Raw genomic sequence first — 13,344 nt, forward strand, 5'->3', positions numbered from 1 at the left:
GTGAGGAGCATGAGCAGGCGTAGCGCCGTGCAGGGGGTGGCACCGTCGGTGTCGGTCGTCATCCCCGTCCGTGACGACGCTGCCGCGCTCGACCGCTGCCTGCGGCTCCTCGCCCTCCAGACGATGACGCCGAGCGAGGTGGTCGTCGTCGACAACGCCTCGAGCGACGACAGCGCGGCGGTGGCCGCGGCACACGGCGCGCACGTCGTGACCGAGCACCGCGTCGGCATCCCTTCCGCCGCCGCCGCCGGGTACGACCGGGCCACCGGCGAGATAGTCGTGCGCTGCGACGCCGACACCCGACCGGGACCGCGGTGGCTGTCACAGCTGGTCGGACCGCTGGTGCGAGACCCGCGGCTGGACGCCGTCAGCGGCCTGGGGTCCTTCTACGACCTGCCACACGGTTTGCGGACGGCCGCTGCGGTGGCGTACCTCGGCGCCTACTACGGCCTCACCCACCTCGCGCTCGGTCACACGGCGCTGTGGGGCTCCAACATGGCGTTCCGCCGCCAGACGTGGCTCGACATCCGTGCCGACGTCCATCGCCACGCCGACGTGCACGACGACATGGACCTGGCGTTCGTGGTGGGGCCGACGCGCCGCATCCGGCTGGTACGGGTGGCGGTCGGAGTCTCCGCGCGTTCCCTCTCCGGGCGGGCCCAGCGTCGGAGGAGGATGCAGCGGGCACGAACGACCCTCCGGCTGAACTGGACGGTGCTCCCGCCGTGGCTGCGGTGGCGGGACCGCTACCACCCGAGGGCGGCCCAGATCAGGAGCTGGGTGACGAGGAACCCCGTCAGGTAGTTCAGCCACAGGAAGCGCCGCCAGCCGGCGTGAGCGCGCTCGCAGTCGGCGTCGGTCAGGACGACGTAAGGGGCGACGTTGAGGACGTACGGGACGGCGAGCACCGCCGCCACGACGTAGGGCGGTTCCAGCGTCAGCAGCAGGAGCCCGGCCACGACGTACGCCGCCAGCGCCAGCCGGACGGTGCCTGCGGCGCCGAGCCACGTCGCCACCGAGGCGATGCCCCCGGCGCGGTCGGCCTCAATGTCCTGCACCGCGCCGAACGCGTGGGAGCCGACGCCCCACACGAAGAATGCGGCCAGGACGTCGGCCGCCGACGCGGGCGACGCCCCCGTCATCGCGACGCCGACGCAGGCCGGTGCGACGAAGTGCGTGCTGGAGGTGAGCGAGTCCAGGAGCGGGCGCTCCTTGAACCGCAGCACGGGGACCGAGTACGCCAGGACCGCGAGCACGGCGACAGCGAGGAGGGCGTTGGACACCGGGGTGCCCAGCACGACCAGCGCCACGAGGAAGGGGATGTTGGCCACCGCCGCGATGACGATCGTCGACCGGTGGACGTCACGGTCGAGGACCACACCCTCCACGCCGCCCTTGCGCGGGTTGTGCACGTCCGACTCGTAGTCGAAGACGTCGTTGACGCCGTACATCAGCAGGTTGTACGGCACGAGGAAGTAGAGCACTCCCACGAGGAAGGCGAGGTCGACTCCACCGCCGGCGAGGAGGTACGCCGCACCGAACGGATAGGCCGTGTTGACCCAGCTCAACGGGCGCGACGAGCCGAGGACGGTGACGAGCGTCCCGTGACCGCGCCCTTCGGAGCCGATCGTCGCCGCGCTCACGTCTGCTCCCCGGGGTCGCCGGTCAGCAGAGCGAGACCGGGGAGCCCCAGCGCAGCGACCACCGGCCACGCGAGGTCCTCGATCGGAACGAGACCGACCCTCAGGCCCGAGAGGTTCTCCTCGTCGTACCGAAAGAGGTCGGCGGCGACCATCAGGTTGTCGAACACGAGAGTGAGGGTCACCAGCACCACGCACGTGGCCGCGACCGCCACCCACCATCGCCGGCCAGGACGGCGAAGGATCGCTCCGGCGACGAGCACCCCCACGGCGACGGCGAGGAACGGGAGGGCCAGCACGGCGTACGTCATCGTGCGGCCTTCTGCCGCGCACGATCCGTGCGGGTCTGCACCGAGCCCAGCAGGCGAAGGAGCAGGCGGTGGACGACCATCGTCAGGTAGCAGAGGAAGACGACGAAGAAGAGCTCCTCCATCGGGAGGTCGGGGGCGATCTCGATCCCCGTCATCAGCTCCGACCCTCCGCGCTCGTACATGTCGAGTCGGATGGCGACGAGGTCCCACAGGAGGAAGAGCGCAGCGCCCGCACCGACGAGCGCGACCGCGCGGCCGGGACGGGCGAAGAGGAAGAGCCGCCACCGGTGGTCGACCAGTCCCATGCAGACGGTCGACACCACGATGGTCGCGAGATACAGCCAGCTCATCGGGCCACCGGCTCCGGCAGCGGTGTGGTCGACCGGTCGCCGCGCACCCTCTTCAGCACGAGCTCGGCACTGATGAGGCACATCGGGAGGCCGATCCCCGGGATCGTGCTCGCACCGGCGTAGAGCAGACCGGAGATCTTCCTCGAGGCGTTTCCGGCCCGGAAGAACGCGCTCTGCTTGAGGACGTGAGCGGGGCCGAGGGCACCGCCGGACCAGGCGTTGAGGTCGGCGACGAAGTCGGCGGGACCGATCGTGCGCCGCACCACGATCCGGTCGGCGAGGTCGGGCACGTCGGCCCACGCCGCAATCTGCGCCACGGCGGCGTCGACGACCTTCTCGACGGTCGGGTCCCCCGCCCCGTCGAACCCGCCGTGGCCGATGCCGGGGTCGGCCGGCACGGGGACGAGGACGAAGAGGTTCTCGTGCGCCGCCGGCGCGACCGAGCCGTCGGTCGCCGACGGCCGGCAGACGTACGCCGACGCCGGGTCAGGCACACGGGTCGGATGGTCGAAGATGTCGCCGAAGTTGCGGGACCAGTCTCGGGTGAAGAAGAGCGAGTGGTGCGCGAGCTGGGGCAACGCTCCGCTCACCCCGAGGCAGGCCAGGACCGCGCCGGGCCCAGGGTCGCGAGCGCTCCACCACGCCTCCGGGCGGGTTCGGAGGTCCTCGGGCACCAGGGCGGTCTCGACGTGATGGAGGTCGGCTGCACCGACGACGAGGTCGGCCGGGATGACGTCGGTCCGACCGTCGGGCCCGACGACGCGCACCCCGGCGACGGTGGGCCGGGACCCCGATCGGTCGACCTCGATCGCGGTCGCCGTCGTCGACGTACGGATCCGGGTACCCGCACCGGTCGCCACCCGCTCGACCGCCGCGACGAGCGACCCGAAGCCACCGACGGGATAGAAGACGCCGTCGGCGAGATCCATCCAGCTCATGAGGTGGTACATGCTCGGCGCACGGTCCGGCGCGGTCCCGAGGAACACGGCCGGATAGCCGAGGACCTGCCGTAGGCGGTGGTCGCGGAACCGCGCGGCGACGTGCGTGGCGAGAGACCGCGTGAGCAACGAGGTGAGGCGTCGACCGTGGCGCACCACGTCACGCGTGAGCAGCGACCGCTTGGACGCGAACGTGCCGTACAGGAACCGCCGCACCGCCAGCACGTAGACCTCGCGCGCGGACTCGAGGTAGTCGTCGAGCGCGTCACCGGCACCGTGCTCGACCGCCTCGAACGCCGCCAGGTTCGCCGCGCGGTGCGCCCGGATCTCGAGCGGGTCCTCGTACCCCTCGAAGAAGACGCGGTACGCGGGGTCGAGTTGTACGAGATCGAGCTCCGCGTCGAGCGAGGTGCCACAGAGCGCGAAGAAGTGCTCGAACACCTCACGCATGAGCAGCCACGACGGACCGGTGTCGAAGCGGAATCCGTCGTGCTCCCAGACCCCTGCTCGTCCGCCCACCGCGCCCTGACGCTCGACCAGGTCGACCCGCCACCCCTCGCGGGCGAGGAGCGCCGCGCTGGCCAGTCCGGAGATGCCCCCTCCGATCACCACCGCGTGCCCCGTCACCGAGCGCCCCGCAGCAGCGTCTTGGCGACGACTCCCGCCTTGACGGGTCCCGGCACCCGCACCCGCTCGTGCCGGATCCGCTCCACCGGAGCGGTGCGCAGCTCGCGCGCGAGGGCAGCGAACAGGGCGTGCGCCAGCGCGACCGCGCGTCGCGAGCTCGCCGGCAGAGCATCGATCGCACGCGCGGCCACGCGGAGTTCGTCGTCGATGTCGTCGAGGAGGTGGTCACGCTGCGCGGCCGAGAGGTTCGCCGGTTCGACGCCCGGGAAGTAGCACCGGCCGAGCCGGTCGTGGTCGGCAGCCAGGTCGCGCAGGAAGTTGAGCTTCTGGAAGGCGGCGCCCAGGCGTCTCGCGCCCGGGGACAGTGCCTCGTACGCGGTCGTCGGGTCGGACAGCTCGCGCACGAACGTCCGCAGGCACATGAGCCCGACGACCTCGGCCGACCCGTACACGTACGCGGCGAAGCTGGTCTCGTCGTGGTCCGAACGGTCGAGGTCGGTCCGCATCGAGGCGAAGAACGGCGACGTCAGCTCGCTCGTGATCCCACACGTCGCCGCCATGCGGGCGAAGGCGTGCACGACCAGGTTGGCGCTGTGGCCCGTCGCGAGCGCAGCGGCCGTCTCGCCCTCGAAGGCGTCGAGGAGGCGCCGCCGCTCTGCCGTCGTGGAGCCGGGTCGTGGTGCGTCCACGATCTCGTCCGCCACGCGCACCAGCGCGTACACGTTGCGGACGTGCGTCCGCACCGGCTCGGCGAGGAGACGGGCCGCCAGCCCGAACGACGTCGAGTAACGGCGAATGACCAGCGCGGCGCTCGCGTCCGCCACCGTGTCGTACCTGCTCGCCGGGGACACCGGCGGCGCGGACCTCAGGGCGAGCAGGCTCATGCCGCCCCCACGGCCGGCCGCGCGGGCAGGGTCACCAGCCACTCCAGCACGTCGACGGTCAGTCCGGCCGAGCGAGCCTGGGCGATTCCGGCTTCGAGATGCTCGGACGCGACCGCCTCGACGTACGCGCGCGACCCGCACCGCTCGAGCACCGCTCGGACAGCGGCCGCACGTTCCTCGGTCAGGGCGGCGTCGCCCCATGCCGCCTCCATGAACGGCCACGATGAGGTCTGGCGCGCGTGGACGATCATCAGCGTGCTCTTGCCCTCGCGGAGGTCGGCGAGGTTGCTCTTGCCCGTCTCGGCCGGGTCGCCGAAGACGCCTGCGAGGTCGTCGTAGAGCTGGAAAGCGATCCCGAGCAGCCGACCCGCCTCGCGCACCGCTGCGACGACGTCCGCTTCGGCTCCCGCGAGGGTCGCCCCGAGCTCCATGGGCAGCACGAACGAGTACGCCGCGGTCTTCCCCTCCGCCAGCGCGAGCGCGGCGTCGGTCGTGGGCCGGTCCACGCCGAGAGAGAGCCGTACGTCGGTGAGCTCGCCGGCGGCGGACGCGGACGAGGCACGCGTCACGAGGTCCAGCACCTGCGTCCGGATCTCGGCAGACTCCGGCAGCGTCGCGATCGCACGGAACGCGGCACTCAGGGCGAGATCACCGGTGAGCACGCCGCCCGCGAGGGCGTACGTCGCCGCGCGCGATGCCGTCACGCCCTTGCGCAGGGCGGCGGAGCGGAATCGACCGGGAACGCTCGCCCGCCCGCGTCGCACGTCGTCGGCGTCGATCACGTCATCGTGGACGACGAATGCGGTGTGGAGCAGCTCGACGGCCGCGGCGGTCTGCGCAACCGTCGCGTCGTCTCGGGAACCGCCCAGCGACGCGTGCACCGCCGCCAGGAGCCTGGGCCGGAACCTCTTCCCGCCCGAGACCGCGTCGTCGAGTGCAGCTCTCAGCGCCGCGGCGTCGGGTCCCTGGGCGACCCCCTCCCACAGCCTCTCGAGATGGAGAGCGACCTGGTCGTCGAACGCAGCGAGATGCTCCTGCACCGCACGGACCGGGGTCATGGTGCCATCGCCCACCAGGCTCCGGCGTCCTCGAGACTGCTCACCTGCTGGATCATCCACGGACTCAAGGCCCACGGAGCAGCATCGATCGCGGCACGTGTCTCCTTGATGCTCAGCCACCGGTGCTCCTCCACCTCTGCAGGGTTCGGAGACAGGTCCCCGTCGCAGACGGCGGTGTAGACGGGGCACACCTCGTTCTCGACGACGCCCGTGGGATCGACGGCGCGGTAGCGGAAGGATGGAAGCAGACACCGTAGACCGCGCAGCGACGTGCCCAGCTCGTGGTCGGCGTAGCGGTGAACCGCCTCCGCGACGGGCTCACCCGGTCGCGGGTGACCGCAGAACGAGTTGGTCCAGACGCCCGGCCACGTGCGCTTGCTCACGGCTCGGCGGGTGATCAGCAGACGACCTGCGGGATCGAAGAGATAGCAGGAGAACGCGAGGTGGAGGGGGGTGTCGTGACCGTGTACCTCTGTCCGCATCGCCACCCCGCGGGGGACGTGCTCGTCATCCAGGAGGACGACGAGATCGGCCGAGCGGTCCATGCAGTCCCCGATCCGTGGCTAGCTCGCTGGTCACGACTTGGATCGACAGACGCACGATCCACCGGAGAAGTAACCGGTCGAGCCGCTTTCAAACGCGCGGCGCGCATGTCCGCAGCCATGCCGGGTATGGGAGCGTGGCTGACTCGGGGCCCTCAGTCGGTGTCCGTGCCCGTGGAGAGCGCCGCGGCGAGCCCGCGCATCCCCGCGAGCAGGCCGCCGTCGACCCGGAGATCGGTGCCGGTGATCCAGCTCGCGCGGTCGGAGAGCAGGAAGGCGACCGCGTGGGCGACGTCGTCCGGCACACCGACACGGCCGAGGGGATAGAAGTCGGTCGCGCGGTCGAGCGCGTGGGGATCCTCCGCAAGCTGGCGCCTGCGCGGGGCGTTGACCACCGTGCCGGGCGACACGGAGTTGACGCGGACGCCGAACGGCCCGTACTGGACGGCGAGGGTCCGGGTGAGGTTGAGGACGCCGGCCTTCGCCGCGCTGTAGACGTCGCTGCCGAAGTAGGCGTGGCCGTTCACGGATGCGATGTTGACGACCGACCCACGCCCTGCCTCGCGCATGGAGGGGAGCAACGCCTGCGAGAGCCGGATCGTGCCGCCGAGGACGACGTCGAGGTCCTGCGACCAGGTCGCCTCGTCGACGGACTCGAACTCCCCGCCGTTGCACACTGCTGCCCCGTTGACGAGGCGGTCGGGTGCTCCGAGACGCTCGACGAGCTCGGCGGAGACCTCGCGCACCGAGTCGGCCGAGCGGAGGTCGAGGTGCACCGCCTCCGTGCCCGGGAGGTCCCGGGCCAACGCCTGCACCGTCTCGAGGTCGTTGTCGGCGAGGACGACATGGTCACCGTCGGCCACGAGCGCGCGGGCGATCGCCTGCCCGATGTCGCTCGCTGCGCCTGTCACGATCGCGTTCCTCATCACGCCAACCTTTCCGTGCTGCGGCACCGAAGGGCAGGCCCGGGCGACGCACCGTCTGTTCAGTGCGCGTGAGCATACTCGTCACGGCGCAGCAGCATCGCGACCAGCATGAAGACCGGCATCAGCACGTGTCCGATCATCATCACGCCCATCTCGTCGAGCGAACCCCACCACAGGAACGGGAAGAGCACCCAGAACCCCGCGTACATGGCGAGCGTCATCTCGACGATCGGCCGCGGACCGTGCCCGCGGAAGACCATCCAGGCAATCATCGGGACGGCCATCGCCGTCGCCATCACGGTCGACTCGGCGTCCGCACGACGAACCCAGTCGGCGTCGACGCCCTCCGTCGCCATCGTCCACAGCGGATAGAGCAGCGCCATGCCGAGGAGCATCGCCGCGATCATCTCGAGGTAGTGGCGGACGAAGACTCCGGCCGGACGCCGCCACCACGAGCGCGGCGCCTCCCCCAGGGTCATCGTCCCGTGTGTTTCCTCCATCATCCGGATCCCCCTAATTCGTACTCAGGTGTACGAGATGACTCTAGCACGAACCTGGACCCACCTGTACGAGTTAGGATGCGAGGACCACCCATCGTCGAGAGGGGAACCACCGTGGTCGACGACGTCCACGAGGTCGCGCCACGAAAGCGGGCCGACGCACGGCGCAACATCACGGCGATCGTCGAGGCCGCCACCCGCTGTCTCGCCGACGACCCGGACGTGAGCATGGCGACGATCGCGAAGGCGGCGGGAGTGGGCCGGATGACGCTCTACGGCCACTTCGAGTCCCGATCGTCCCTCGTCGCGGTCGCCGTCGAGCACGCACTCGACCGAGCCGAGGCCGAGCTGTCCGCAGTCGACCTCGGCGGTGATCCGTACGAGGCGATGGGACGCCTCCTCGACGCTTCGTGGGAGGTCACCTTCCGCAACGGCGGGCTCGTCCAGGCAGCCGAGAACGCACTGTCACCGGCGCTGCTCCAGCGCGCCCACACCCAGCTCGTCGACCGCGCGAAGTCGCTGCTCCGACGCGGCCGCAGAGACGGCCGGTTCCGTCGGGACATGCCGCTCGACTGGCAGGTGACCGCGATCCAGAGCCTCCTCCACGGTGCCGCGACGGCCGTGCACCAAGGCACCATCACGCCCGCGCGCGCCCCCGGTCTCGTGAAGGCGACCGCTCTGACCACCCTCGCCGTGCCGGGCCAGCGCCTCGAATGAGAGGTTGAGGAGGCAGACCCATCGACGGAGGAGCAGCAGATGCAGCAGGTCAAGGCGGTCGTCGCACGGACCAAGGGGCAGCCGGTCGAGGTCACGACGATCAACGTGCCGGATCCCGGTCCGGGTGAGGCGGTGGTGGCGATCGCGGCATGCGGTGTCTGCCACACGGACCTGCACTACCGCGAGGGCGGCATCAACGACGAGTTCCCCTTTCTGCTCGGGCACGAGGCCGCGGGCGTCGTCGAGGCGGTCGGACCGGACGTCACCGGTGTCGCGCCGGGCGACTTCGTCGTCCTGAACTGGCGCGCCGTGTGCGGAGAGTGCAGGGCCTGCAAGCGCGGAGACCTCCAGTACTGCTTCAACACCCACAACGCCACCCAGAAGATGACGCTCGCCGACGGACCTGACGCCGGCACTGAGCTGTCACCCGCGCTCGGCATCGGCGCGTTCGCCGAGAAGACCCTGGTCGCCGCAGGCCAGTGCACGAAGGTCGACCCGTCCGCACGCGCGGCCGCGGTCGGTCTCCTGGGCTGCGGAGTCATGGCGGGAATCGGTGCCGCCATCAACACCGGCGGCGCGACTCGCGGCAAGTCGGTCGCTGTCATCGGTTGCGGCGGGGTCGGCGTGGCTGCCGTCGCGGGCGCCGCGCTCGCCGGCGCCTCACCGATCGTCGCCGTCGACATCGACCCCAAGAAGCTCGAGGCCGCCGTACGCCTCGGCGCGACGCACACGGTCGACTCGTCCACCACCGACCCGGTCGCCGCGATCCGCGAGATCGTCGGAGCGGTGTACGAAGGAGCGGAGGGCGCCGACGTCGTGATCGAGGCCGTCGGGCGGCCGGAGACCTGGAAGCAGGCCTTCTACGCCCGCGACCTCGCCGGCACAGTCGTCCTCGTCGGCGTCCCCACCCCCGACATGGAGCTGCCCGACATCCCGCTCATCGACATGTTCAGCCGCGGCGGCGCCCTCAAGTCGAGCTGGTACGGCGACTGCCTGCCGTCGCGCGACTTCCCCATGCTCGTCGACCTCTACCAGCAGGGCAGGCTCGATCTCGACGCGTTCGTCAGCGAGGAGATCGGCATCGACGACGTCGAGGCTGCCTTCGGCCGCATGCACGGGGGCGAGGTCCTCCGCTCGGTGGTGGTGTTCTGATGGCACGCGTGGACCACGCGGTGACGTCGGGGACGTTCAGCCTCGACGGGGAGACGTTCGACGTCGACAACAACGTGTGGGTGGTCGGCGACGACACCGAGTGCGTGGTGATCGACGCCCCGCACTCCGTCGACGACATCCTGGCCGTCGTCGGCGACCGCACCGTGAAGGCGATCGTCTGCACCCATGCGCACGACGACCACGTGCGAGTCGCTCCGGCGCTGCGCGACCGGGTGGTCGCACCGATCATGCTCCACCCGGCCGACCGTCCGCTGTGGGAGCTCACGCACCCCGACAGCCTGTGGGACGTCGACCTGCAGGACGGCGCCACCATCGAGGTCGGCGGCACGTCCCTCCGGGTGATCCACACGCCGGGGCACGCTCCCGGGGCCGTGTGCCTGTACGCCGAGGACCTCGGCTGCGTGTTCACCGGCGACACGCTCTTCCAAGGTGGTCCGGGTGCCACCGGACGGTCGTACTCGGACGCGGACCTCATCGTCGCGTCGATCCGGTCGGCGTTGTTCACGCTGCCCGGCTCCACGGTGGTGCACACCGGGCACGGAGACGACACGACGATCGCCGCCGAGGAAGCAGCCTTGTCCTAGCCGCCCGCTAGTCGCCGTCGCGTACGCGCTCGGCGAACCGGGCCGTCCGCTCGCGCAGCCCCGCGACCCTGCGAGCGATGAACGCGTCGGGGTCGCCGGCGCGCTCGGAGGGGGCGGGACGGCGCCGAGCCTTGGCCGAGCACGAGAGGTCGGCGTGGATCAGCATGCCGACGGTGTTGCCGTTGCGCCCGGAGGACCCCGCGCGCTTGGCGACGTACAGGACGACGTCGTCGGTCTCCTTGACGTCCTCGCACCACGTGCAGATGGCAGGACGCTGCGACGTCGGCTGCGTCGTACGGAGCAGGAGCCCCACGACGCCGTCATGGGTGGGGATCACGGCGTACGCCCGCCGCGGCGCCTTCGGGTCGGTCCACCCGAGGAAGTCGTGCTCGTCCCAGCTCAGGTCGGCGATGTTCGGCGGGAGCGGCGCCTGGGTCGTCTCACGCCGGGAGGCGTTGACGAAGGACGCACGGATCTGGGACTCGGTCAGGGGATGCATCAGGGAGGTCGCTCTCAGGCTGGGGGGTCGGGTCGGTCCCTCGACCCGTGCCCGATGATCAGGCTGTGAAGGTCGAGGCAGGGCGCCCGGAGCCCGAGCAGGCCCTTCGGGCCGCCTCGCTTCCCCGGTGCTGCATCCCGTGCTCCATTCCGTCCAGATCTGATGACCAGTTGCGGCCAACAACGATCTTGCCTCGCACGAGCGTGCGGATCAACTCGATTCCTGGAGTGACTTCGGGCCCGTGCGCTCACGATCACCCCAGGCGGTCGAGGAACGCACGCGAGCGCTGGACGACGAGCAGTGCGGCGTCGGCGTCGTACGTCGGCAACGAGCTGTCGAAGAAGAGGTGCTGGCCACCGGGATAGACGAAGAGCTCGCCCAGCTCTGGGCCCACGATCTCGACCAGCTCTCGCGCGGCGTCGATGTCGCCCTCGTGCGCGAAGAACTCGTCGTCGTCCTTGCCGTGGACCTGCACGGGAACCCCGTGAGGCCACGGTCCGAACGCCCACTCCCCCGTGACCGGGACGCACGCCTCGTAGAGCAAAGCGCCCCGGGCTCCCTGACGCGCCTGCGCGAGCCGCTGCGCCTGCATCACTCCGAACGAGATGCCGGCGTAGACGAGCGCATCCGGCAGGTCGGCGAGCACGGCGTCGACGCGCTCGGCGATGCCGGCGTCACCGATCGACTGCGACAATGCCAGGCCCTCCTCGAGGCTCCCCGGCAGCTCACCGTCGAACAGGTCAGGGGTGTGCACCGCGTGCGAGCCTCCGCCGAGCTGGTCGGCGAAGGCCTTCACCCCGTCGGTCAGCCCTCGCAGGTGATGGAATAGGACGACCTCAGCCATGGTGACTCCTCTCTCGGTACGACTCACCGACCACGCTATCGGCGGGTCCCGACACGAGCGGCTCGTGGATCCAACGCGCGGCTCCTCGCGAGACGTCCACGGTCATGTCCGATTCCCGCCGGAACATCGCCGATCCGCGAGGAACACTGGACGGCATGACCTCCCACGACCTCGCCGCGACGTTCCGCGCCCTCCACGACGACGTGCTCGTCCTCCCCAACGCCTGGGACGCCGCATCCGCCCGGCTGATCCAGGAGGCCGGCGCACCGGCGATCGCCACGACCAGCGGAGGTGTCGCGTGGGCACTCGGTGCGACGGACGGCCAAGGGTTGGCGCCGGTCGCAGTCTTCGACGCCGTGCGTCGCATCGTGGCCGCGGTCGACGTCCCGGTCACCACCGACATCGAGGCCGGCTTCGGAGACGTCGCCGGGACGGTCGCCGGATTGGTCGACGCGGGCGCGGTCGGCATCAACCTCGAGGACTCCGAGGCCGGTGTCCTGCTCGGGACCGACGCGATGGCGGCGCGCGTGGGCGAGGCCCGCGCATCGGCCGACGCCGCCGGGGTCGCCCTGTTCGTCAACGCCCGGACCGACGTCTACCTGCTGGGCGGCGACGACCTCGACGACGTCGTCGACCGGGCCCGTGCCTACGTCGCGGCCGGCGCGGACGGCATGTTCGTGCCCGGCCTGAGCGATCTCGACGCCCTCACCACGCTGACGAAGGCGGTCGGCGCCCCGGTCAACGTGATGGCCGGGCCGGGTTCACCGTCGGTCCGCGAGCTGACCGCCGCCGGGGCGCGCCGGATCAGCACCGGTACGGCGCTGGCCGAGGCAGCGTACGGCCTCACCGAGCGGGTCGCTCGCGCCATCCTCGAGGACGGCACGTTCGACCTGCTCGAGGGCGGCGTCGACTACGGCCGGATGAACGCGCTGCTCGGCGTGCGCTGACCCGGCGAGCGGGGCCGAGCGGCCTCAGCGGATCCGGTGGCGGACCCAGACGTTCGCCTCGACGTAGACGGCGTGATCCTGGTCGACGTCGCAGTGCACCGGCGCGAGCGCGCCCGGGACGTGAACGGGGCCTGACCGATCGAACGCCAGCCCGGTCCACCGCCGCCACTCCTCGAGGGTCCCCGGGATCGACATCGAGCGGGGCGCGACTCCCTCGACGACGCCACCTGCCCTGACGTGCGTCCGAAGCCAGGGATCCTCCGGCAGGCCGTCGGGACGCAGGCGGCGGGCGTACTCGCTCATCGGCTCGTCGGGCCGCTCGTGCTTCGCGCTCGGGCGGACGGGGGCGACGAGCGTCGCGTAGCCGTGTCGCTCGGCGTTCGCCCGCATCGCCGCCAGCATCACCGACGACAGGCCGCGCCCGCGCTTGTCCGGCTGGACGCAGATCTCCAGCGCGGACACCATCGTGGTCGGTGTGCCGAGGATGCGGTTCATCGCCGACCGTTGGACCATCCGGTCCCACCCGCCGGGCGGCAGGGGCTCCTCGCCCCAGGCGACGGGGACGCTGTACGCGACCGCAACCGCGCGGTCCGGCACGGCGGCGTCGAGTGCGATCTGCACGAACTCGGGGTAGCACTCCTCGACCACGGAGTAGTAGAGCGGCGCGATCGGATCCCACTGCATGAACTCGGGCCAGGCCGCGTCGAACCCGCCGAGCAGCGGCTCGAGCTCCGGCCGCTCGGCCAGCGTCACCACCTCGATGTCCATGGGGCTGACGCTAACCGGCGTCGACGCCGACGCGCG

Annotated in this window: 17 protein-coding genes; 5 read left to right on the forward strand and 12 right to left on the reverse strand. The window is 71.1% G+C overall.

Annotation, left to right across the window (positions count from 1 at the left end; genetic code table 11):
• Window positions 1–9 precede the first annotated feature (9 nt).
• Window positions 10–804, forward strand: coding sequence for a glycosyltransferase family A protein (locus AB3M34_RS16540; RefSeq protein ID WP_370615572.1), 795 nt, complete (start codon window positions 10–12; stop codon window positions 802–804).
• On the opposite strand, the gene AB3M34_RS16545 is transcribed toward AB3M34_RS16540, so the two are convergent.
• The 9 genes from AB3M34_RS16545 to AB3M34_RS16585 form a co-directional block, all read right to left on the reverse strand.
• Window positions 747–1,643 (reverse strand): prenyltransferase, encoded by an 897-nt coding sequence (locus AB3M34_RS16545; protein ID WP_370615573.1) that lies wholly within the window; start codon window positions 1,641–1,643, stop codon window positions 747–749. The two genes, AB3M34_RS16540 and AB3M34_RS16545, sit on opposite strands and share 58 nt — an antisense overlap.
• Complete coding sequence (locus tag AB3M34_RS16550; protein ID WP_370615575.1) at window positions 1,640–1,951, reverse strand: lycopene cyclase domain-containing protein; 312 nt, start codon at window positions 1,949–1,951, stop codon at window positions 1,640–1,642. Before AB3M34_RS16550 ends, AB3M34_RS16545 begins: the two co-directional genes overlap by 4 nt.
• On the reverse strand, window positions 1,948–2,301 hold the full coding sequence (locus tag AB3M34_RS16555; protein WP_370615577.1) for a lycopene cyclase domain-containing protein: 354 nt from the start codon (window positions 2,299–2,301) through the stop codon (window positions 1,948–1,950). Before AB3M34_RS16555 ends, AB3M34_RS16550 begins: the two co-directional genes overlap by 4 nt.
• The gene (gene crtI / locus AB3M34_RS16560) at window positions 2,298–3,866 is read right to left on the reverse strand and encodes a phytoene desaturase family protein (RefSeq protein WP_370615578.1); all 1,569 of its coding nucleotides are present in this window, start codon (window positions 3,864–3,866) and stop codon (window positions 2,298–2,300) included. The genes AB3M34_RS16555 and crtI overlap by 4 nt, the downstream gene beginning before the upstream one ends.
• Window positions 3,863–4,750, reverse strand: coding sequence for a phytoene/squalene synthase family protein (locus tag AB3M34_RS16565; protein ID WP_370615580.1), 888 nt, complete (start codon window positions 4,748–4,750; stop codon window positions 3,863–3,865). The genes crtI and AB3M34_RS16565 overlap by 4 nt, the downstream gene beginning before the upstream one ends.
• Window positions 4,747–5,808 (reverse strand): polyprenyl synthetase family protein, encoded by a 1,062-nt coding sequence (locus tag AB3M34_RS16570; protein WP_370615582.1) that lies wholly within the window; start codon window positions 5,806–5,808, stop codon window positions 4,747–4,749. The genes AB3M34_RS16565 and AB3M34_RS16570 overlap by 4 nt, the downstream gene beginning before the upstream one ends.
• Window positions 5,805–6,353 (reverse strand): isopentenyl-diphosphate Delta-isomerase, encoded by a 549-nt coding sequence (gene idi, locus AB3M34_RS16575; RefSeq protein WP_370615583.1) that lies wholly within the window; start codon window positions 6,351–6,353, stop codon window positions 5,805–5,807. The genes AB3M34_RS16570 and idi overlap by 4 nt, the downstream gene beginning before the upstream one ends.
• Before the next feature lie 152 nt (window positions 6,354–6,505).
• Window positions 6,506–7,276 (reverse strand): SDR family NAD(P)-dependent oxidoreductase, encoded by a 771-nt coding sequence (locus AB3M34_RS16580; RefSeq protein WP_370615585.1) that lies wholly within the window; start codon window positions 7,274–7,276, stop codon window positions 6,506–6,508.
• A gap of 59 nt (window positions 7,277–7,335) precedes the next feature.
• On the reverse strand, window positions 7,336–7,779 hold the full coding sequence (locus AB3M34_RS16585) for a hypothetical protein (protein WP_370615586.1): 444 nt from the start codon (window positions 7,777–7,779) through the stop codon (window positions 7,336–7,338).
• Window positions 7,780–7,854: 75 nt separating this feature from the next.
• Between AB3M34_RS16585 and AB3M34_RS16590 the strand changes: the two genes are divergently transcribed.
• From AB3M34_RS16590 to AB3M34_RS16600, 3 genes are read left to right on the forward strand one after another with little or no spacing between them, the layout of a single operon-like run.
• Window positions 7,855–8,493: a TetR/AcrR family transcriptional regulator gene (locus tag AB3M34_RS16590; RefSeq protein ID WP_370615588.1), complete on the forward strand. Its 639-nt coding sequence runs from the start codon at window positions 7,855–7,857 to the stop codon at window positions 8,491–8,493.
• A 39-nt stretch (window positions 8,494–8,532) separates the two neighbouring features.
• Complete coding sequence (locus tag AB3M34_RS16595; protein ID WP_370615590.1) at window positions 8,533–9,645, forward strand: S-(hydroxymethyl)mycothiol dehydrogenase; 1,113 nt, start codon at window positions 8,533–8,535, stop codon at window positions 9,643–9,645.
• The gene (locus AB3M34_RS16600; protein WP_370615591.1) at window positions 9,645–10,250 is read left to right on the forward strand and encodes an MBL fold metallo-hydrolase; all 606 of its coding nucleotides are present in this window, start codon (window positions 9,645–9,647) and stop codon (window positions 10,248–10,250) included. Before AB3M34_RS16595 ends, AB3M34_RS16600 begins: the two co-directional genes overlap by 1 nt.
• A gap of 7 nt (window positions 10,251–10,257) precedes the next feature.
• Here the strand turns inward: AB3M34_RS16600 and AB3M34_RS16605 are convergent, their stop codons facing one another.
• Both AB3M34_RS16605 and AB3M34_RS16610 read right to left on the reverse strand, forming a co-directional pair.
• Window positions 10,258–10,749: an FBP domain-containing protein gene (locus tag AB3M34_RS16605; protein WP_370615593.1), complete on the reverse strand. Its 492-nt coding sequence runs from the start codon at window positions 10,747–10,749 to the stop codon at window positions 10,258–10,260.
• Between the two features lie 253 nt (window positions 10,750–11,002).
• The gene (locus AB3M34_RS16610) at window positions 11,003–11,593 is read right to left on the reverse strand and encodes a dienelactone hydrolase family protein (RefSeq protein ID WP_370615595.1); all 591 of its coding nucleotides are present in this window, start codon (window positions 11,591–11,593) and stop codon (window positions 11,003–11,005) included.
• A 155-nt stretch (window positions 11,594–11,748) separates the two neighbouring features.
• Between AB3M34_RS16610 and AB3M34_RS16615 the strand changes: the two genes are divergently transcribed.
• Window positions 11,749–12,540, forward strand: a complete 792-nt coding sequence (locus AB3M34_RS16615) for an isocitrate lyase/PEP mutase family protein (protein WP_370615597.1) — start codon at window positions 11,749–11,751, stop codon at window positions 12,538–12,540.
• Between the two features lie 24 nt (window positions 12,541–12,564).
• Here the strand turns inward: AB3M34_RS16615 and AB3M34_RS16620 are convergent, their stop codons facing one another.
• Window positions 12,565–13,308: an N-acetyltransferase gene (locus AB3M34_RS16620; RefSeq protein WP_370615599.1), complete on the reverse strand. Its 744-nt coding sequence runs from the start codon at window positions 13,306–13,308 to the stop codon at window positions 12,565–12,567.
• Window positions 13,309–13,344: the final 36 nt, after the last annotated feature.

Source organism: Mumia sp. Pv4-285 (assembly GCF_041320275.1).
Classification (GTDB): domain Bacteria; phylum Actinomycetota; class Actinomycetes; order Propionibacteriales; family Nocardioidaceae; genus Mumia; species Mumia qirimensis.

What these genes read in the sequence shown, in the direction of transcription:
- AB3M34_RS16580 (WP_370615585.1), bottom strand. Translation starts at nt 7,276, where the DNA reads ATGAGGAACGCGATCGTGACAGGCGCAGCGAGCGACATCGGGCAGGCG.
- AB3M34_RS16610 (WP_370615595.1), bottom strand. Translation starts at nt 11,593, where the DNA reads ATGGCTGAGGTCGTCCTATTCCATCACCTGCGAGGGCTGACCGACGGG.
- AB3M34_RS16615 (WP_370615597.1), top strand. Translation starts at nt 11,749, where the DNA reads ATGACCTCCCACGACCTCGCCGCGACGTTCCGCGCCCTCCACGACGAC.
- AB3M34_RS16540 (WP_370615572.1), top strand. Translation starts at nt 10, where the DNA reads ATGAGCAGGCGTAGCGCCGTGCAGGGGGTGGCACCGTCGGTGTCGGTC.
- AB3M34_RS16555 (WP_370615577.1), bottom strand. Translation starts at nt 2,301, where the DNA reads ATGAGCTGGCTGTATCTCGCGACCATCGTGGTGTCGACCGTCTGCATG.
- AB3M34_RS16620 (WP_370615599.1), bottom strand. Translation starts at nt 13,308, where the DNA reads ATGGACATCGAGGTGGTGACGCTGGCCGAGCGGCCGGAGCTCGAGCCG.
- AB3M34_RS16550 (WP_370615575.1), bottom strand. Translation starts at nt 1,951, where the DNA reads ATGACGTACGCCGTGCTGGCCCTCCCGTTCCTCGCCGTCGCCGTGGGG.
- AB3M34_RS16590 (WP_370615588.1), top strand. Translation starts at nt 7,855, where the DNA reads ATGCGAGGACCACCCATCGTCGAGAGGGGAACCACCGTGGTCGACGAC.
- AB3M34_RS16570 (WP_370615582.1), bottom strand. Translation starts at nt 5,808, where the DNA reads ATGACCCCGGTCCGTGCGGTGCAGGAGCATCTCGCTGCGTTCGACGAC.
- AB3M34_RS16585 (WP_370615586.1), bottom strand. Translation starts at nt 7,779, where the DNA reads ATGATGGAGGAAACACACGGGACGATGACCCTGGGGGAGGCGCCGCGC.
- idi (WP_370615583.1), bottom strand. Translation starts at nt 6,353, where the DNA reads ATGGACCGCTCGGCCGATCTCGTCGTCCTCCTGGATGACGAGCACGTC.
- AB3M34_RS16600 (WP_370615591.1), top strand. Translation starts at nt 9,645, where the DNA reads ATGGCACGCGTGGACCACGCGGTGACGTCGGGGACGTTCAGCCTCGAC.
- AB3M34_RS16605 (WP_370615593.1), bottom strand. Translation starts at nt 10,749, where the DNA reads ATGCATCCCCTGACCGAGTCCCAGATCCGTGCGTCCTTCGTCAACGCC.
- AB3M34_RS16595 (WP_370615590.1), top strand. Translation starts at nt 8,533, where the DNA reads ATGCAGCAGGTCAAGGCGGTCGTCGCACGGACCAAGGGGCAGCCGGTC.
- AB3M34_RS16565 (WP_370615580.1), bottom strand. Translation starts at nt 4,750, where the DNA reads ATGAGCCTGCTCGCCCTGAGGTCCGCGCCGCCGGTGTCCCCGGCGAGC.